General features: G+C 59.6%; 20 protein-coding genes. 19 read left to right on the top strand and 1 reads right to left on the bottom strand.

The window, feature by feature from the left end:
- Positions 1 to 4 precede the first annotated feature (4 nt).
- The 19 genes from fleR to flhB all read left to right on the top strand — a co-directional run bounded on the left by fleR (position 5) and on the right by flhB (position 17,054).
- On the top strand, positions 5 to 1,390 hold the full coding sequence (gene fleR, locus FQ187_RS08895; protein ID WP_149629163.1) for a sigma-54-dependent response regulator transcription factor FleR: 1,386 nt from the start codon (positions 5 to 7) through the stop codon (positions 1,388 to 1,390).
- A gap of 308 nt (positions 1,391 to 1,698) precedes the next feature.
- Positions 1,699 to 2,028, top strand: coding sequence for a flagellar hook-basal body complex protein FliE (fliE, locus tag FQ187_RS08890; RefSeq protein ID WP_129442173.1), 330 nt, complete (start codon positions 1,699 to 1,701; stop codon positions 2,026 to 2,028).
- 14 nt (positions 2,029 to 2,042) lie between these two features.
- Positions 2,043 to 3,827, top strand: a complete 1,785-nt coding sequence (gene fliF / locus FQ187_RS08885) for a flagellar basal-body MS-ring/collar protein FliF (RefSeq protein ID WP_095127773.1) — start codon at positions 2,043 to 2,045, stop codon at positions 3,825 to 3,827.
- Entirely contained in the window at positions 3,820 to 4,839 is a 1,020-nt protein-coding gene (gene fliG / locus FQ187_RS08880) for a flagellar motor switch protein FliG (RefSeq protein ID WP_007894195.1), read from the top strand. Before fliF ends, fliG begins: the two co-directional genes overlap by 8 nt.
- A 7-nt stretch (positions 4,840 to 4,846) precedes the next feature.
- Positions 4,847 to 5,656 carry a flagellar assembly protein FliH gene (gene fliH / locus FQ187_RS08875; RefSeq protein WP_149629162.1) on the top strand — a complete coding sequence of 270 codons (810 nt, stop codon included), beginning with the start codon at positions 4,847 to 4,849 and terminating at the stop codon, positions 5,654 to 5,656.
- The gene (gene fliI, locus FQ187_RS08870) at positions 5,646 to 7,004 is read left to right on the top strand and encodes a flagellar protein export ATPase FliI (RefSeq protein ID WP_046046383.1); all 1,359 of its coding nucleotides are present in this window, start codon (positions 5,646 to 5,648) and stop codon (positions 7,002 to 7,004) included. The genes fliH and fliI overlap by 11 nt, the downstream gene beginning before the upstream one ends.
- Before the next feature lie 6 nt (positions 7,005 to 7,010).
- Positions 7,011 to 7,460, top strand: a complete 450-nt coding sequence (gene fliJ / locus FQ187_RS08865) for a flagellar export protein FliJ (protein WP_033055981.1) — start codon at positions 7,011 to 7,013, stop codon at positions 7,458 to 7,460.
- Positions 7,461 to 7,556: 96 nt separating this feature from the next.
- Positions 7,557 to 7,862 (top strand): STAS domain-containing protein, encoded by a 306-nt coding sequence (locus FQ187_RS08860; RefSeq protein ID WP_008151067.1) that lies wholly within the window; start codon positions 7,557 to 7,559, stop codon positions 7,860 to 7,862.
- A gap of 5 nt (positions 7,863 to 7,867) precedes the next feature.
- Positions 7,868 to 9,574, top strand: coding sequence for a fused response regulator/phosphatase (locus FQ187_RS08855; protein WP_149629161.1), 1,707 nt, complete (start codon positions 7,868 to 7,870; stop codon positions 9,572 to 9,574).
- Positions 9,575 to 9,604: 30 nt separating this feature from the next.
- Positions 9,605 to 9,973, top strand: a complete 369-nt coding sequence (locus FQ187_RS08850; protein WP_149629160.1) for an Hpt domain-containing protein — start codon at positions 9,605 to 9,607, stop codon at positions 9,971 to 9,973.
- Positions 9,974 to 10,056: 83 nt separating this feature from the next.
- Positions 10,057 to 11,418, top strand: a complete 1,362-nt coding sequence (locus FQ187_RS08845; protein ID WP_149629159.1) for a flagellar hook-length control protein FliK — start codon at positions 10,057 to 10,059, stop codon at positions 11,416 to 11,418.
- Positions 11,419 to 11,644: 226 nt separating this feature from the next.
- Positions 11,645 to 12,145, top strand: coding sequence for a flagellar basal body-associated protein FliL (gene fliL / locus FQ187_RS08835; protein WP_033055987.1), 501 nt, complete (start codon positions 11,645 to 11,647; stop codon positions 12,143 to 12,145).
- A gap of 9 nt (positions 12,146 to 12,154) precedes the next feature.
- Complete coding sequence (gene fliM, locus FQ187_RS08830; protein ID WP_149629158.1) at positions 12,155 to 13,123, top strand: flagellar motor switch protein FliM; 969 nt, start codon at positions 12,155 to 12,157, stop codon at positions 13,121 to 13,123.
- A gap of 72 nt (positions 13,124 to 13,195) precedes the next feature.
- Entirely contained in the window at positions 13,196 to 13,654 is a 459-nt protein-coding gene (fliN, locus tag FQ187_RS08825; protein ID WP_129442187.1) for a flagellar motor switch protein FliN, read from the top strand.
- The gene (gene fliO / locus FQ187_RS08820; protein ID WP_149629157.1) at positions 13,655 to 14,101 is read left to right on the top strand and encodes a flagellar biosynthetic protein FliO; all 447 of its coding nucleotides are present in this window, start codon (positions 13,655 to 13,657) and stop codon (positions 14,099 to 14,101) included. It abuts the gene before it with no gap.
- Positions 14,101 to 14,859, top strand: coding sequence for a flagellar type III secretion system pore protein FliP (gene fliP, locus FQ187_RS08815; RefSeq protein ID WP_149629156.1), 759 nt, complete (start codon positions 14,101 to 14,103; stop codon positions 14,857 to 14,859). Before fliO ends, fliP begins: the two co-directional genes overlap by 1 nt.
- Positions 14,856 to 15,125 carry a flagellar biosynthesis protein FliQ gene (gene fliQ, locus FQ187_RS08810; protein ID WP_007948918.1) on the top strand — a complete coding sequence of 90 codons (270 nt, stop codon included), beginning with the start codon at positions 14,856 to 14,858 and terminating at the stop codon, positions 15,123 to 15,125. Before fliP ends, fliQ begins: the two co-directional genes overlap by 4 nt.
- A gap of 3 nt (positions 15,126 to 15,128) precedes the next feature.
- Positions 15,129 to 15,911 carry a flagellar biosynthetic protein FliR gene (fliR, locus tag FQ187_RS08805; protein WP_149629155.1) on the top strand — a complete coding sequence of 261 codons (783 nt, stop codon included), beginning with the start codon at positions 15,129 to 15,131 and terminating at the stop codon, positions 15,909 to 15,911.
- A 3-nt stretch (positions 15,912 to 15,914) separates the two neighbouring features.
- Entirely contained in the window at positions 15,915 to 17,054 is a 1,140-nt protein-coding gene (gene flhB, locus FQ187_RS08800; RefSeq protein ID WP_149629154.1) for a flagellar biosynthesis protein FlhB, read from the top strand.
- Between the two features lie 69 nt (positions 17,055 to 17,123).
- Here the strand turns inward: flhB and FQ187_RS08795 are convergent, their stop codons facing one another.
- Positions 17,124 to 18,656: an Ig-like domain-containing protein gene (locus FQ187_RS08795; protein WP_149629153.1), complete on the bottom strand. Its 1,533-nt coding sequence runs from the start codon at positions 18,654 to 18,656 to the stop codon at positions 17,124 to 17,126.
- Positions 18,657 to 18,806 lie beyond the last annotated feature (150 nt).

Genomic DNA, 18,806 nt, shown 5'->3' with positions numbered 1-18,806 from the left:
GGACATGGCAATCAAGGTTTTACTGGTCGAGGACGACCGCGCGCTACGCGAAGCACTGGCGGATACGCTGCTGCTCGCGGGGCACGACTATACGGCAGTAGGTTCGGCAGAAGAGGCGCTGGCGGCGGTCGGTAATGAGGCGTTCAACCTGGTGCTGAGTGACGTCAACATGCCGGGCATGGACGGCCATCAACTGCTCGGATTGCTGCGCACTCGTCAGCCGCAGTTGCCGGTGTTGCTGATGACGGCTCACGGCGCCGTGGAGCGGGCAGTCGATGCGATGCGCCAGGGCGCGGCGGATTACCTGGTCAAGCCATTCGAGCCCAAAGCCTTGCTCGATCTGGTGGCGCGTCATGCGCTGGGCAGCCTCGGTGCGACCGAGGGCGAGGGGCCTGTAGCGTTCGAGCCGGCCAGTGCGCAATTACTGGAATTGGCCGCACGGGTGGCGCGCAGTGATTCCACGGTGTTGATCTCCGGTGAGTCCGGGACCGGTAAAGAAGTGCTGGCGCGTTACATTCATCAGCACTCCCATCGTGCCAGTCAGCCGTTCATTGCGATCAACTGTGCAGCCATTCCCGACAACATGCTCGAAGCCACGTTGTTCGGTCACGAAAAGGGCTCGTTCACTGGCGCCATCGCAGCGCAGGCCGGCAAGTTCGAGCAAGCTGATGGTGGGACCATCCTGCTCGACGAAATTTCCGAAATGCCCCTGGGCCTTCAGGCCAAGTTACTGCGGGTATTGCAGGAGCGCGAAGTCGAGCGAGTTGGCGCGCGCAGGCCGATCACGCTGGACATACGAGTGGTCGCCACCACTAACCGTGACTTGGCCGGTGAGGTGGCAGCGGGGCGTTTTCGTGAAGACCTTTACTATCGCCTGTCGGTGTTTCCGCTGGCCTGGCGTCCGTTGCGCGAACGTACCGCCGACATCCTGCCATTGGCCGAGCGTCTTCTGGCCAAGTACGTCAATAAAATGAAACATGCCGCGGCAAGGCTGTCGCCTGAGGCACAGGCGTGTCTGATCGGTTATCCATGGCCGGGTAATGTGCGTGAGCTGGATAACGCGATTCAGCGGGCGCTGATCCTGCAGCAGGGTGGATTGATACAGCCTGAGGACTTCTGCCTGGCCGGGCCGATCGCCTGTGCGCCGTTGCCAGCCTTGGCGCCAACGTCTGTGCGAACCGTGGAGGTCGAATCCGAGTCGGCCGGGGCGCTGGGTGATGACCTGCGTCGCCGTGAGTTCCAGATGATCATCGACACCTTGCGCTCCGAACGCGGCCGTCGCAAAGAGGCCGCCGAGCGGTTGGGCATCAGCCCGCGCACCCTGCGTTACAAGCTGGCGCAGATGCGTGATGCCGGAATGGACGTGGAAGCTTATTTGTTCGCCACCTGAAAGTTGACGCAAGCAACACCGATCTAAATGTGGGAGCGGCGGTGCGACGATTCGACTTGCTCGCGAAAGCTGTAGACCAGCCAGCATCTCTGTTGAATGGAAAACCGTATTCGCGAGCAAGTCGAATCGTCGCACCGCCGCTCCCACATTTGTTTTGCGGTGGTTCACGGTTGAGCAAAGCCCGGAATTGGCTTTTGTTTAGAGCGACCACGGAGCTGGCACCCTTGTTGCTAACACCTCACTACCCGCCGAGTGAGTGTCAAAAAATTGCGGGTCGCCAAAGACGTAGCTCGTCAAAGAGAGAGACCATGAGCCAAGGTATTGAATTCAATCGATTGATGCTGGACATGCGTTCCATGCAAATGGATGCCATGTCTGCGTCGAAATCGACTGCCGCCGTTCCTGAAATGGGTGGCAGCAGCTTTTCCGACATGCTCGGTCAGGCCGTCAATAAAGTGAACGAGACGCAGCAGGCGTCCAGTCAGTTGGCCAGTGCCTTCGAGATCGGCAAGAGCGGCGTCGACCTGACGGACGTGATGATTTCCTCGCAAAAGGCCAGCGTCTCTTTTCAAGCGTTGACCCAAGTACGCAACAAGCTGGTTCAGGCATACCAAGACATCATGCAGATGCCGGTTTAAGGACGAATTGAGTCATGGCAGAAGCAGTCGCCGATAATGTTCCGGCCAAGGCCACTCCAATAGACGGCAAGCCGCCGCTGTTCGGGTTGTCCTTCCTGGAAAACCTCTCCGAGATGACCATGTTGCGTCAGGTAGGCCTGTTGGTCGGCCTGGCTGCGAGCGTGGCGATTGGCTTTGCCGTGGTGTTGTGGTCCCAGCAGCCGGACTACCGGCCTCTGTACGGCAGTCTTGCCGGTATGGACGCCAAACAGGTCATGGATACCCTGGCCGCAGCCGACATTCCCTATACCGTTGAACCGAATTCCGGTGCCTTGCTGGTCAAGGCCGATGACCTGTCCCGCGCGCGAATCAAACTCGCGGGCGCTGGTGTCACTCCCAGCGACGGCAACATCGGTTTTGAAATTCTCGACAAGGACCAGGGCCTGGGCACCAGCCAGTTCATGGAAGCGACCCGCTATCGTCGTGGTCTCGAAGGCGAACTGGCCCGCACCATTTCCAGCCTGAACAACGTCAAGGGTGCCCGCGTGCACCTGGCGATTCCGAAAAGTTCGGTGTTTGTGCGCGACGAGCGCAAGCCGAGCGCTTCGATTCTGGTGGAACTGTATTCCGGCCGCTCGCTGGAGCCTGGCCAAGTGCTGGCGATCATCAACCTGGTGGCCACCAGCGTTCCCGAACTCAGCAAATCCCAGATCACTGTCGTCGACCAGAAGGGCAACCTGCTGTCGGATCAGGCGGAAAATTCCGAACTGACCATGGCCGGCAAGCAATTCGATTACAGCCGTCGCATGGAAAGCATGCTGACCCAGCGCGTGCACAACATTCTGCAACCGGTGCTGGGCAACGATCGCTATAAAGCCGAAGTCTCGGCCGATGTGGATTTCAGTGCCGTCGAGTCGACCTCCGAGCAATTCAACCCGGACCAACCGGCGCTGCGCAGCGAGCAGTCGGTCAACGAACAACGTACCGCCAGCAATGGTCCGCAAGGTGTGCCGGGTGCTTTGAGCAACCAGCCGCCGTCGCCCGCCTCCGCACCGCAAACCACCGGTGGCGCTACCGCGTCGGCCGGCATGGTGCAGCCAGGCCAGCCACTGCTGGATGCCAACGGTCAGCAAATCATGGACCCGGCCACCGGCCAGCCCATGCTTGCACCGTACCCGGCGGACAAGCGTCAACAATCCACCAAGAACTTCGAACTCGACCGTTCCATCAGCCACACCAAACAACAGCAGGGCCGTTTGAATCGTCTCTCGGTGTCGGTGGTGGTGGATGACCAGGTCAAGATCAACGCGGCCAACGGTGAAACCACCCGTGCGCCGTGGACCGCCGATGAATTGGCGCGCTTCACTCGCCTGGTACAGGACGCCGTCGGCTTCGACGCCAGCCGTGGCGACAGTGTCAGCGTGATCAACATGCCGTTCTCCGCCGAGCGCGGTGAAGTGATTGCCGAAATTCCGTTCTACTCCCAGCCTTGGTTCTGGGACATCGTCAAGCAAGTGCTGGGTGTCTTGTTCATCCTGGTGCTGGTGTTCGGTGTGCTGCGTCCGGTGCTCAACAACATCACCGGCGGCGGCAAAGACAAACAGCTGGGTATCGGCAGCGACGTCGAGTTGGGTGGCATGGGCGGCCTGGACGGCGAACTGGCCAACGACCGCGTCAGTCTCGGTGGCCCGACCAGCATTCTGCTGCCGAGCCCGAGCGAAGGCTATGACGCACAGTTGAATGCAATCAAGAGTCTGGTGGCAGAAGATCCGGGTCGCGTGGCCCAGGTCGTGAAAGAGTGGATTAACGCAGATGAGTGATAACCGAGCCGTTGCCGCCAAACTGACCAAGGTCGACAAAGCCGCGATTCTGCTGCTGTCCCTCGGTTCTACCGACGCCGCCCAAGTGCTGCGCCACATGGGGCCCAAAGAGGTCCAGCGTGTGGGTGTGGCCATGGCCCAGATGGGTAATGTGCACCGCGAGCAAGTCGAGCAGGTGATGAGCGAGTTCGTCGACATCGTCGGCGACCAGACCAGCCTCGGCGTCGGCTCCGATGACTACGTGCGCAAAATGCTCACGCAGGCCCTGGGCGAAGACAAGGCCAATGGCCTGATCGACCGGATCCTGCTGGGCGGCAACACCAGTGGCCTCGACAGCCTGAAGTGGATGGAGCCACGCGCCGTCGCCGACGTGATCCGTTACGAGCACCCGCAGATCCAGGCGATCGTGGTGGCGTATCTCGATCCGGACCAGGCAGGCGAAGTGCTCGGCAACTTCGACCACAAGGTGCGTCTGGACATCATTCTGCGGGTCTCCTCGCTGAACACTGTGCAGCCTGCGGCCCTGAAAGAACTCAACCAGATTCTCGAGAAGCAGTTCTCCGGCAACTCGAATGCCTCGCGCACCACCCTGGGTGGCATCAAGCGCGCGGCGGATATCATGAACTTCCTCGACAGCTCGATCGAAGGTCAGCTGATGGATTCGATCCGCGAAGTCGACGAAGACCTGTCCGGTCAGATCGAAGACCTCATGTTCGTGTTCAACAACCTGTCCGATGTCGACGATCGCGGGATTCAGGCGCTGCTGCGCGAAGTGTCTTCCGACGTGCTGGTGCTGGCCCTCAAGGGTTCGGACGAAGGCGTCAAAGAGAAGATCTTCAAGAACATGTCCAAACGGGCGGCCGAACTGTTGCGCGACGACCTCGAGGCCAAAGGCCCGGTGCGCGTCAGCGACGTGGAAACCGCGCAGAAAGAAATCCTCACCATTGCCCGCCGTATGGCCGAAGCCGGAGAAATCGTTCTCGGCGGGAAGGGCGGCGAAGAGATGATCTAAGGTCACTATGTCGTCCAAACATGATGAGTCCAACACCGACCTGATCCGTGGCAAGGACGTCAGTGGTTTCGACGTCTGGTCGCTGCCCAGTTTCGATCCGTTCGTGCCGGAACCCGAGCCTGAGCCGGAACCCGAGCCGCCGGAAATGGAAGAAGTGCCGCTGGATGAAGTCCAGCCACTGACCCTCGAAGAACTCGAAAGCATTCGCCAGGAGGCCTACAACGAAGGCTTCGCCACGGGCGAAAAAGAAGGTTTCCACAGCACCACGCTCAAGGTCCGTCAGGAAGCCGAGGTGGCCCTGGCCGCCAAGGTTGCCGCTCTGGAGCAACTGATGGGGCATCTGTTCGAGCCCATCGCCGAGCAGGACACCCTGATCGAAAAGTCCCTGGTCGACCTCGTGCAGCACATTACCAAACAGGTGATTCAGCGCGAACTCGCCATCGACTCGACGCAGATCGAACACGTCATGCGCGAGGCTCTCAAGCTCTTGCCGCTGGGCGTGGGCAATGTGCGGCTGTACGTCAATCCGCAAGATTTCGAACAGGTCAAAGCCCTGCGCGAACGCCATGAAGAAACCTGGCGCATCGTCGAAGACGAGGCGTTGTTGCCCGGCGGTTGCCGGGTCGAGACTGAACACAGCCGCATCGACGCCACGGTCGAAACCCGCGTTGCGCGGGTCATGGACAAGCTGTTCGATCAGTTGCACGAACAGGCTTTGCACCCGGCCGAGCCGGATCTGAGCCTGGAATTGCCAATCAGCGACAAGCCAGCGGTCGTGCCGGTCGAACCTGAACTGGACGTTCCCGATGCGCCTTGATCGCACCAGCTTCGCCAAGCGCCTCGGCAGCTACGCCGAGGCCACGGAGCTGGAAGGCGCGCCGATCCTGGAAGGCCGCTTGCTGCGCATGGTCGGCCTGACCCTCGAGGCCGAGGGCTTGCGCGCCGCCATGGGCAGCCGCTGCATGGTCATCAACGACGACAGTTATCACCCGGTGCAGGTCGAAGCTGAAGTCATGGGCTTCTCCGGCAGCAAGGTATTTCTGATGCCGGTCGGCAGTGTTGCCGGCATCGCTCCCGGTGCCCGCGTGGTTCCTCTGGCTGATACCGGCCGCTTGCCGATGGGCATGAGCATGCTCGGGCGGGTGCTTGATGGCGCCGGTCGTGCGCTGGACGGCAAGGGCGGGATGAAGGCCGAAGACTGGGTGCCGATGGACGGCCCGACCATCAACCCGCTCAAGCGCGAACCAATCAGCGAGCCGCTGGATGTGGGCATTCGCAGCATCAATGGTTTGTTGACGGTCGGTCGCGGTCAGCGTCTGGGCCTGTTCGCCGGTACCGGCGTGGGCAAGAGTGTGCTGCTGGGCATGATGACCCGCTTCACCGAGGCCGACATCATCGTCGTCGGGCTGATCGGTGAGCGGGGTCGTGAAGTTAAAGAATTCATCGAGCACATCCTCGGTGAAGAAGGGCTCAAGCGTTCGGTCGTGGTGGCGTCTCCGGCGGACGATGCGCCGCTGATGCGTCTGCGCGCGGCGATGTACTGCACGCGAATTGCCGAGTATTTCCGCGACAAGGGCAAGAACGTCCTGTTGCTCATGGACTCCCTGACCCGTTTCGCCCAGGCCCAGCGGGAAATCGCCCTGGCCATCGGCGAGCCGCCGGCGACCAAGGGTTATCCGCCATCGGTGTTCGCCAAACTGCCGAAACTGGTGGAGCGGGCCGGTAACGCGGAGAAGGGCGGCGGTTCGATCACCGCGTTCTACACCGTACTGTCCGAAGGCGATGACCAGCAGGACCCGATTGCCGATGCTGCGCGAGGCGTGCTCGACGGGCACATCGTGCTGTCCCGGCGTCTGGCCGAGGAAGGTCATTACCCGGCCATCGATATCGAAGCGTCCATCAGCCGGGTCATGCCGTCGGTGGTTACGCCCGAACACATGATGCGCGCCCAGTATTTCAAGCAACTGTGGTCGCGGTATCAGCAGAGTCGTGACTTGATCAGCGTCGGCGCCTATGTCGCGGGTGGTGATCGGGAAACCGACCTGGCGATCTCCCTGCAACCGCAGCTGGTGAAATACCTGCGCCAGGGCCTGAACGACAGCATCAGCCTGGGCGAAAGCGAAGCCTATCTCGGCACGATTTTCGCTCCCGCGGCCGGCGGCTAACCGGCCATGGCCCAGAGCCGAGCCTCGCGCCTGGCCCCCGTGGTCGAAATGGCCGAAAAGGCCGAGAAAACCGCGGTCCTGCGTCTGGGGCACTTTCAGGGGCAGGTCCGTCTGGCCGAAAGCAAGCTCGCCGACCTCGAAGCCTTTCGTCTCGACTATCAGGAACAATGGATCGTGCGCGGCAGCAGTGGCGTGTCGGGCCAATGGTTGCTGGGTTATCAAGGCTTCCTGGCGCAACTGGGTACTGCCATCGACCAGCAGCGACAAAGCCTGGTATGGCATCAAAACAACCTGAACAAGGCGCGGGAATCCTGGCAGCAGGCGTTTGCCCGGGTCGAAGGCTTGCGCAAACTGGTGTTGCGCTACATGGATGAGGCGCGGCGGCTGGAAGACCGGCGTGAGCAAAAGCTGCTGGATGAGTTGTCCCAGCGGTTGCCGCGTCAGGATCCCTATTGATCAGGCAGGGTTCAACCGTTTTCCCGCCTTGCTCCTGCCCTCGCCAAGTGCTAAACCTTGTACACGTACGTTCACCAATGACAAGGAAGCCGTTAAATGCCAGTCGTTACAGAAGTCTCCCAAGATGGGCAAAAGCTGACGATATCGGTCAAGGGACGATTCGATTTCGCCAAGCATCAGGAATTTCGTGAGTCCTACGAAAATCTTCAGCCAAAACCCGAGTCCTTCGAAGTAGATCTGAAAGACGCCACCTACCTCGACAGCTCAGCGCTCGGCATGCTGTTGCTATTGCGTGATCACGCTGGCGGCGAGAATGCCGAGATCACGTTGACCAACGCTAACGCAGATGTGCGCAAGATCCTCGCCATCTCCAACTTCGAACAAATCTTCGACGTGGCGTGACCGCCATGCAGTCCTTGTTCGAACCGCTGACGATCCTGATCGCCGAAGACAGCGCGGCCGATCGCATGCTGCTGTCGACCATCGTTCGTCGCCAGGGGCATGAGGTGCTGACGGCCGCCAACGGTGCCGAAGCCGTCGAAGCGTTTCGCCAGCAACGACCGCAACTGGTACTCATGGACGCGATGATGCCGGTGATGGACGGTTTCGAGGCGGCGCGGCAGATCAAGGTATTGGCAGGGGAAACCCTGGTGCCGATCATCTTCCTCACCTCGCTGACCGAAAGCGAAGCGCTGGCCCGCTGTCTGGAAGCCGGGGGCGATGACTTTCTGGCAAAACCCTACAACCAGGTGATCCTGGCCGCCAAGATCAAGGCGATGGACCGCTTGCGGCGGTTACAAGCCACGGTGTTGCAACAGCGCGACCAGATCGCCAGGCACCACGAGTACCTGCTCAACGAGCAGCGGGTGGCCAAAGCCGTGTTCGACAAGGTGGCCCACTCCGGCTGCCTGAGTGCACCGAATATTCGCTACCTGCAATCGCCCTATGCGTTGTTCAACGGCGATCTGCTGCTGGCCGCGTTTACCCCGGCCGGCGACATGCACGTGCTGCTCGGCGATTTTACCGGTCATGGTTTGCCGGCCGCGGTCGGTGCCATGCCCTTGGCCGAAGTTTTCTATGGCATGACCGCCAAGGGTTACGGCCTGTCCGAAACCCTGCGCGAGATGAATGCCAAGCTCAAGCGCATCCTGCCGGTGGACATGTTCTGTTGTGCAACGCTGCTGTGCCTGAGTTTTCAGCGACGTTCGGTGGAGGTCTGGAACGGCGGAATGCCGGACGGTTACCTGCACAGCATCGCCAGCGGTGAACGAACGCCGCTGACGGCTCGGCATTTGCCGCTCGGCGTGCTGAGCCCTCAATCCTTTGATGACCGCACCGAGGTGTTTCCGATGGCGGTCGGGGATCGAATCTTCCTATTGTCCGACGGGGTGATCGATACCTGCGATGCCAACGAACAGTTGTTTGGTGTGGAGCGATTGCAGCAGGTGTTTGCGGCCAATCGTCAGCCTGATGAGTTGTTCGAAGAGATCGAGCAGGCGTTGCGGGATTTTCGCGGTGAGGCCCGTGATGACGTGAGCATGGTCGAGGTCAGTCTGCTGGAGGCCGCACAACTGAGCCCGCCAGCGCTGGTGTATTCCGACAGTGGTCAGTCCTGCCCGCTGGACTGGTCAGTGAGTTTCGAATTTCGCGCCGCCACGCTCAAACGCTTCAATCCGCTGCCGTATCTTCTGCAATTGCTGCTTGAGGTCCACGGTCTGCGGGCTCAGAGCGGGGCGCTCTACAGTGTTTTGGCCGAACTGTATTCCAATGCCCTGGAGCATGGAGTGCTGGGGCTGGATTCGGCGCTCAAGCGCGATGCCTTGGGTTTCACCCGCTATTATCAACAACGCAATACACGCCTGGACGCGTTGCAGGACGGCTTCGTACGGGTGCATTTGCAGGTGACACCCAAGGGCGAGGGCGGGTGCCTGACGGTTCGGGTTGAAGACAGCGGCAAGGGTTTCGATGTCGCGCGGGTGATGGAGCGGCCCGTCGATGGTGTCCGTCTGTCGGGGCGTGGCGTCAGTCTGATCCGTCAGCTGGGCCACAATGCGAGTTGGTCCGACGATGGTCGAAGTGCCCGCGTGGAGTTTTTCTGGGGGGCTCTGGCATAATCCACGCATTCTTGATCAAGGAGTGAGCAAGTGGCTGACACACACCTGGACCGCGACGTGCTGAACGCGTTGCAAGAGGTCATGGAGGATGAGTATCCGACCTTGCTGGATACCTTTCTCGCCGATTCGGAAGAGCGTTTACGCATCTTGCGAAAGGCTGAAGATGCTGCGCAACTCATGAATGCAGCCCATAGTTTCAAGGGCAGCAGCAGCAACATGGGCGCCATTCGCCTGGCTGAGTTGTGCCATGAGCTGGAGCAACGCGCCAAGCAAAAAAGCCTCGCTGGCATTGAAAAACTGGTAGGCGAAATTGATGACGAATTTGCGTTGGTCCGGCCGCTCTATGAGGCCGAGCGTCAGCGTTCCCTCTCTGCCAATGAGACCGTCCGGCGCTTTTAGCGCCTGTCACTCAAACCTGGCGCGACCTTTGCACTAATCTCCGTCAACTGTACCTACGATCCCAGTGCAGCGGAGACCGTTCCATGCCCGTTACCCCCAATATGCTTCTTCAGGCCGCCGCGCAGGCCAAGACTCAAGCCGCTTGCGCCAATACACCGGCGCTGGCCGCTGAGCCTGGGGACAAGGCATCCAGCTTCGCTCAGGTCTACGCCGATCAAGCCCGGAACAAACCCTCTGCGGTGGGTGATGGATCGGCCAAGCCGATACGAGATAAAGCGTCGGACAGCCCCGACAAAAAGGACGTCAGCAACGACACGTCTGCCGCCCCGGAACCTGCGGTTGCCGATAGCGGCAAATCCTTGCCCGCCGATAAACCGGCGCAGGCTGACGACGAGGCCGCCAGCGATAACGGGTCGGATACTGCGCAGACGCCGGTTGTCGATGCTGCACCCGTTGACCCGACGCTGGATCCTGCGTTGATGCAGGCAGTACAACCTGCGATGCCAGCGCCGGTACCGGCAGCTCCGCCCGTTGTAGTCACCTCGCAACCGCAGGTCGAGGTGGCTGTGACGGCGGCAACGACAACGACTCCGGTTGTTGCAAGCACTGACACCGATTTCGATCCCGAAGCCGATCCCCTCGACGCATTGCCCGCCGTGCGCATGGCCATGGAGCAGAGCGGGCACGTTTCCGCTTCCAGTCAGGCTCAGCCCAAAGCGGCACCGACCTCGGCCCAGGCCCAGGCTGACGGCGAGTCAACCTCGGCGCAGACCTTCGCCGCAGGCATGGCAAGCATGCTTGATGTGCAAGCCGACAAGGGCAGCACCAGTCAGGGCGGCGACAAAGCCTTCAGTGGTCTTATCGATGACGGTCTCAAGGACCTGAAGTCCGCGAGCAGCGATACCCGGGTCGACGATTTCGCCAACCGTCTGGCGGCGCTGACCCAGGCGGCCACGCCGAAAACCGCCAACGCATTGCCGGTGAATCAACCGATCGCCATGCATCAGAGCGGTTGGACCGAAGAAGTAGTGAGCCGGGTCATGTACCTGTCCAGTGCCAATCTCAAGGCCGCAGACATCCAGTTGCAACCGGCCGAACTGGGGCGCCTGGACATTCGGGTGAACATGGTTCCGGATCAGCAGACCCAAGTGACGTTCATGAGCGCCCATCCAAGTGTTCGCGAAGCGCTGGACGGGCAGATGCATCGCTTGCGCGACATGTTTGCGCAGCAGGGCATGGGCCAGGTCGACGTCAATGTGTCCGACCAGTCCCGTGGCTGGCAGGGGCAGGAACAGGGTCAACAGGGTCAAAGCCAGGGTGGACGCACCAATGCCAGCGGTGGTCGGGTCGATTCGATGGACGAAGAGCTTCCGGCCAGCATTGCCGAAGTAGCGGCCAGCACCACCAGCGTCATCGGCTCCAGCGCAGTCGATTATTACGCCTGATCAAACGCAAAACCCCTGTGGGAGCGGGCTTGCTCGCGAAGGCGGTGTGTCAGACAACAGAAATGTTGAATGTTCAACCGTATTCGCGAGCAAGCCCGCTCCCACAGTGGATTTGCGATGTTCTTCAGATTGCCGTCACCCCTCTCCCTCCCGACACTTCTGGCATAACACTTGCTCTTGCCTTGCCGTGCGACTGTGAAAACCCGAATAGTGACGGATTATTGGCATGGCGAAGAGCGAAGCAGCAGTAAAAGACCCCGCAACCAAAGGCAAACTCAAGCTGATCATTGTGATCGTGGTGGCCCTGCTGCTGGCGATCGGTTTGTCCGTGGGAGCGACCTGGTTCTTCATGCACAGCGCCCAGAGCAAGCCTGCCGCCGCGGCTGAAACCGCCCCGGTGGGCAAGCAGCCAGCGATTTTCGAGCCCATGGCTCCGGCCTTCGTGGCCAATTACAACCAGAACGGCCGTCAGCGCTACATGCAGGTGAGCATCACCATGCAGGGTCGCAATCAGGCCGATCTGGAAGCGCTCAAAGTCCACATGCCCGTCATCCGCAATAACCTGGTCATGCTGTTCTCCGGGCAGGACTTCGCCACCCTGGCGTCGCCAGTCGGCCAGGAAATGTTGCGTCAGAAAGCCACGGCCAGCGTCCAGGAAGTGGCGCAGAAAGAACTCGGCAAAGTGGTCATCGAACAGTTGCTTTTCACTAATTTCGTACTGCAGTAGGAACACGACATGGCCGTGCAGGACCTGCTGTCCCAGGATGAGATCGATGCGCTGTTGCATGGTGTCGACGATGGTCTGGTACAGACCGATACCGCTGCTGAACCCGGCAGTGTCAAAAGCTACGACCTGACCAGTCAGGATCGCATCGTCCGTGGACGCATGCCGACCCTGGAAATGATCAACGAACGTTTCGCCCGTTACACCCGCATCAGCATGTTCAACATGCTGCGCCGCTCGGCGGACGTTGCCGTTGGTGGCGTGCAGGTGATGAAGTTCGGCGAATACGTGCACTCGCTGTACGTGCCAACCAGTCTCAACCTGGTCAAGATCAAACCGTTGCGCGGCACCGCCTTGTTCATCCTCGACGCCAAACTGGTGTTCAAACTGGTGGACAACTTCTTCGGCGGCGACGGCCGTCACGCGAAGATCGAAGGGCGTGAATTCACCCCCACCGAATTGCGTGTGGTGCGCATGGTGCTGGAACAGGCCTTCGTCGATTTGAAGGAAGCCTGGCAGGCGATCATGGAAGTGAACTTCGAGTACATCAACTCGGAAGTGAACCCGGCCATGGCCAACATCGTCGGCCCGAGCGAAGCGATTGTGGTCTCGACGTTCCACATCGAACTCGATGGCGGTGGCGGTGACCTGCACGTGACCATGCCGTACTCGATGATCGAGCCGGTGCGCGAAATGCTCGATGCCGGCTTCCAGTCGGACCTCGACGATCAGGACGAGCGCTGGATCAACGCCTTGCGTCAGGACGTGCTGGACGTTGACGTACCGATCGGTGCCACGGTTGCCCGTCGCCAGTTGCGCCTGCGGGACATTCTGCACATGCAGCCGGGGGACATTATCCCGGTCGAGATGCCGGAAGAGATGATCATGCGCGCCAACGGCGTGCCTGCGTTCAAGGTCAAGATGGGCTCGCACAAAGGCAACCTCGCGTTGCAAGTGATCGAGCCGATCGAGCGCCGCTGACCGGCGTTCCAAACCCCCTGTGCTTTTAACTGACGGCTCCTGATTGAATGGATGCCCGCCGAGGACAAATTGATGGCTAACGATATGAACACCCAGGACGACCAGGCGCTGGCCGATGAATGGGCTGCTGCCCTGGAAGAAACCGGCGACGCCGGGCAGGACGATATCGACGCCTTGCTGGCCGCCGACGCCGCCAGTTCGCCGTCCAACCGTCTGCCGATGGAAGAGTTCGGCAGCGTGCCGAAAAACAACGAGCCGGTCACCCTCGACGGTCCGAACCTGGACGTGATTCTCGATATCCCGGTGTCGATTTCCATGGAAGTCGGCAGCACTGATATCAACATCCGTAACCTGCTGCAGCTTAACCAGGGTTCGGTGATCGAGCTCGATCGTCTGGCCGGTGAACCGCTGGACGTGCTGGTCAACGGCACGCTGATCGCTCACGGTGAAGTAGTGGTGGTCAACGAGAAGTTCGGCATCCGCCTGACTGACGTGATCAGCCCAAGCGAACGCATCAAGAAGTTGCGCTGAGTGAAAAAGGTTCTGGGGTTTGTGCTGGCGTTGCCGTTCAGTGTTCTGGCAGCCGAGCCGGTTGCGACCGCTACTGCGGCCGCTGCACCCGCGGTCAGCAGTGGTGTAGCCGGGCAATTGACGCAGTTGGTGTTCGGTTTGCTGCTGGTGCTGGGATTGATCTTCTTCCTCGCCTGGTTGCTGCGTCGGGTGCAACAGGCCGGACCGGCCGGCAAGGGGCAGGTGATCGAGCTGATCGGTTCCCGCGCGCTTGGTCCTCGCGACCGATTGATGCTGGTGCAAGTCGGCAACGAGCAGATTCTGCTTGGCTTGAGCCCCGGCACCATCACCGCGTTGCACGTGCTCAAGGAGCCGGTGCAAGTGCCTAGCGGTACTGAAAAAGCGACCCCCGAGTTTGCCCAGCGCCTGATGGAGCTGATGGGCAAGGATCATAAGGATAAGAAGTAATGGGTGCGCTACGCATCGTCTTGACGCTGGCCCTGATGCTGGCTGCGCCGCTGGCGTCCGCCGCCGATCCGTTATCGATCCCGGCAATCACCCTGGGCACCAATGCCGCCGGCGCTCAGGAATACTCGGTCAGCCTGCAAATCCTGCTGATCATGACAGCGCTGAGTTTTATCCCGGCGTTCGTCATGCTGATGACCAGTTTCACCCGGATCATCATCGTCTTCTCGATCCTACGTCAGGCCCTCGGCCTGCAACAAACGCCGTCGAACCAGATCCTCACGGGCATGGCGCTGTTCCTGACCCTGTTCATCATGGCGCCGGTATTCGACCGGGTTAATCAGGATGCCTTGCAGCCGTATCTGGCGGAAAAACTCACCGCTCAAGACGCCGTGGCCAAGGCTCAAGTGCCGATCAAGGATTTCATGCTCGCCCAGACCCGCAGCAGCGATCTGGAGTTGTTCATGCGCTTGTCCAAACGCACTGATATCGCGTCGCCGGATCAGGCGCCGCTGACGATTCTGGTCCCGGCGTTCGTCACGTCCGAGCTGAAAACCGCGTTCCAGATTGGCTTCATGATCTTCATCCCGTTCCTGATCATCGACCTGGTCGTGGCCAGTGTGCTGATGGCCATGGGTATGATGATGCTCTCGCCGCTGATCATTTCCCTGCCATTCAAGATCATGCTGTTCGTGCTGGTGGATGGCTGGGCGTTGATCATCGGTACGCTGGCGAGCAGCTTCGGCGGTGTATCGCCATGACGCCAGAAGTTGCGGTAGACATCTTCCGGGAAGCGCTGTGGCTGACCACCATGATGGTTGCGGTGCTGGTGATTCCGAGTTTGCTCGTGGGCCTGTTGGTGGCGATGTTCCAGGCCGCGACCCAGATCAACGAACAGACCCTGAGCTTCCTGCCGCGCTTGCTGGTGATGCTGGTGACATTGATCGTCGCTGGTCCGTGGCTGGTACAGACCTTCATGGAATACATCCTGCAGTTGTACGGCAGTATTCCTCAGGTCATCGGCTAAACCATGTCGCTGCTCCAGCTGACCGATACTCAGATCAGTACCTGGGTGGCGACGTTCATGCTGCCGCTGTTTCGCGTCGGTTCGATGCTGATGGTCATGCCGGTTTTCGGTACGACGCTGGTGCCCAAGCGAGTGCGCCTTTATTTCGCTCTCGCGATCACGGTAGTGATTGCCCCAGGGTTGCCGCCGATGCCGCCGGTCAACGCGCTGGACTTGAGCGGGCTGCTGCTGATTGCCGAGCAGATCCTCGTCGGTGCAGTGTTGGGTTTCTCTTTGCAGCTGTTCTTCCAGGCCTTTGTGGTCGCCGGGCAGATCGTCTCCATTCAGATGGGCATGGGCTTCGCTTCGATGGTCGACCCTACCAACGGCGTCTCGGTGGCGGTGATCGGGCAGTTCTTCACCATGCTGGTGACGCTGCTGTTCCTGTCGATGAATGGTCATCTGGTGGTGTTCGAAATCCTTACCGAAAGCTTCACCACGCTGCCAGTCGGTAGCGGGTTGATGGTTAATCATTTCTGGGAGCTGGCCGGCAAACTCGGCTGGGTCCTCGGTGCGGCACTGATGCTGGTGCTGCCGGCGATCACCGCGCTGCTGGTGGTCAACATCGCGTTCGGCGTGATGACCCGGGCGGCACCGCAACTCAACATCTTTTCCATCGGCTTCCCGCTGACGCTGGTGCTCGGGCTGTTCATCGTCTGGGTCGGGCTGGCGGACATTATCAATCAGTATCAACCGCTGGCCTCCGAGGCCTTGCAGTTGTTACGCGAACTCGCACGGGCGCGCTGAGTCATGGCTGAGAGCGAAAGCGGTCAGGACAAAACAGAAGACCCCACGGAGAAGCGCAAGAAGGACTCCCGTGATAAGGGTGAGATCGCGCGTTCCAAGGAACTCAATACCTTGGCGATCATGCTCATTGGTGCCAGCGCGCTGCTGATTTTCGGCGGTGCTCTGGCCCAGGACCTGATGGAGCTGATGCGAATGAACTTCTCGTTGTCACGGGAGGTGATTCTGGATCAGCGCTCGATGGCTTCCTACCTGATGCACTCTGGGCAGATTGCCTTATGGGCGATTCAGCCCATCATGATTTCCCTGGTACTGGCGGCATTGATCGGCCCGATCTCTCTGGGTGGCTGGTTATTCTCGGCTGGCACCATGGCGCCCAAATTCAGTCGCATGAACCCCGGCGCGGGCCTGAAACGGATGTTCTCGGCCAAGGCTCTGGTGGAGCTGCTCAAGGCGCTGGCCAAGTTTTTCATCGTGTTGTTCGTGGCCTTGACGGTCTTGTCGTCGGATATTGACGATCTGCTGCGCATCGCTCACGAACCCTTGGACATGGCGATCATTCACAGCTTGCAAGTGGTCGGCTGGAGCACCTTGTGGATGGCTTGCGGGCTGATCATCATCGCTGCGGTGGACGTGCCGGTGCAGCTTTGGGAGAGCCACAAAAAACTGCTGATGACCAAGCAGGAAGTGCGCGACGAGCATAAGGATCAGGAAGGGCGCCCGGAGGTCAAGCAACGGATTCGCCAGCTGCAGCGCGAAATGTCCCAGCGCCGGATGATGGCGGCGATCCCAGACGCCGATGTGGTGATCACCAACCCGACCCACTATGCCGTAGCGCTCAAGTACGATCCGGACAAGGGCGGGGCGCCGATGCTGATTGCCAAGGGCAGCGACTTCCTGGCCTTGAAGATCCGTGAAATCGCGGTGGCCAACGAAGTGCTGCTGCTCGAGTCGCCGGCACTGGCGCGTTCGATCTATTACTCAACCGAACTTGATCAGGAAATCCCTGGCGGGCTCTACCTTGCCGTCGCCCAGGTACTCGCTTACGTCTACCAGATTCGCCAGCACCGCGCCGGCAAGGGCAAGCGCCCGGATCCGCTCAAGGACGATTTGCCGATTCCGCCGGATTTGCGGCGCGACGCCTGAATGTTATGCAGTCTGTGCCCACGATGAGTGCGAGAGCGGTCATGCTGAAGCCTATACAGCTTTTATGCCTCAAGTAGGGATGTACGCGAGTGCGCGTGCGGTTTCCAGGCTCGAGAGGAGTACATTTCCTCCTGCCTCCACTCCACTACTTGACAGCGACCTGTCAACGATGTACTGGGTTGGATAGGTAAGGTTTAAGGATACAAATCGCTTATACGCGAGGCCTAGACCGCCGTAAATGGGCATTATGTCGAAAAAGTTTATGGCATGGATACTCCATCCAATGGGGTTGCCGCTGTTGTCAAACATCTCTGCGCCAACACTGCGCAACCAACTGACGGCCTGGTTGGGTGTGAGGTAAGTGTTGTTCAGCAAAAAACGATAGACATTGGTTACCTGAACGCTATACGAGACTGTCTTGCTAGTCGCGTCCCTTACGGTGATGGTGGTTGACCCATTCCGAAGTCCCGTGACTTTGCCGGCACTATCCACCGATGCGACGGCGGGGTTCGCCGACACGTAGGTATAAGGTTGCACGCCACCAGTGGGGTAGTGGGTGGAGGTATTGCCGAGCACTTCCCTTGCCTGTAGTCCATAGTTGCCGGCCGGTATCAGTTTCTTGCCGTCTAATCTCATCAGACTGGTATCGATTACCAGCGGTGAGGTGACTGTAAATTTCCATGCGATTGTGGAGATCGGGTTGTTTTCATAAAGTCCTTTAGCGGTAACGCTGTGGGCTCCTTGGGTTACCACAATGGGAAGAGTCCAATCTGCTTGTTCGCTGACAGCCGTCGAACCGTTTGGAACTGTGTCAACGAGGATTTCAACCCTTTGATTTTTTGGAGCGCTGCCCGTCACGGTCAGTTGGGTATGGGGAGTGCTGCCACCATTCGGGACGGTCACATTGTTGGGGTCTTTCACTGCGGCAATGATGGGGGCTGGTAATACGTGTTCACCTATCCGCGCCCTCAACACCTTCGAAAACATAAACCGCTGCCCACTTCCAGATTTGTAAACGCTGTAATTGATCCGGGTGTCGATGCCTCGATTTTCTGCAATCCAGTTCGAAGGGAGTGTGAAGGTCGGCGTAACGCCAGTCTGCACTTCGCGCTCGTCGCTCTCCCATGTGGTTTTGCCGGTTGCGCGTATGCGAACGGTGTAGCCGCGCACCATGCCCACATACCTGACGCTCAGGGTTTTCTGATCTGTCGACAGGGTCGGTGCCAGCAAATCGAACTCGTAGGGGTCGATATGCAACAGGAGAGTTCTGGAAGGAATCGGAGCGGTGCCCGGTGCGGTACGCACGGTGTAGTAGACCTTGACCGTATGGCCGATGGCGTCCACCACTTCAATGCGTGGGATCCGAATATCAATAGGCCCTGGTGTACCGACGGTCACCACCTCTGAATGATAGATGTGCCGAGGATTCTCCCAGGTCGCGCGAACCGTTTGACCCCGAGCCATGCCGGTGTAGTAAGGGACTTGAGCGGTAATGAAATCACGGTGGTAAACGCTGTCGAAGTCGAGACGATCCCCTGCGGAACCATAGGCTTCGAGAATTTTTGGATTCGCTGGGTCTGTAACGGCAGTGATCGAGTTCATGAGATTTTTTCCTGTGAGTATATTGCTCCATCGGGCTGCTCTATCAGGCCTCCAAGGCACTATTCATCGCTACTGTCAAATCTGACAGTAGCGATGAACGGTTTTGTGCCTACGTCCTACCGTCTGTCGGAACACCTGCTCCACCTGTTA

This window comes from Pseudomonas sp. ANT_J28, from assembly GCF_008370005.1.
Classification (GTDB): Bacteria; Pseudomonadota; Gammaproteobacteria; order Pseudomonadales; family Pseudomonadaceae; genus Aquipseudomonas; species Aquipseudomonas frigoris.
This window is presented reverse-complemented; position numbering and strand designations above follow the sequence as displayed.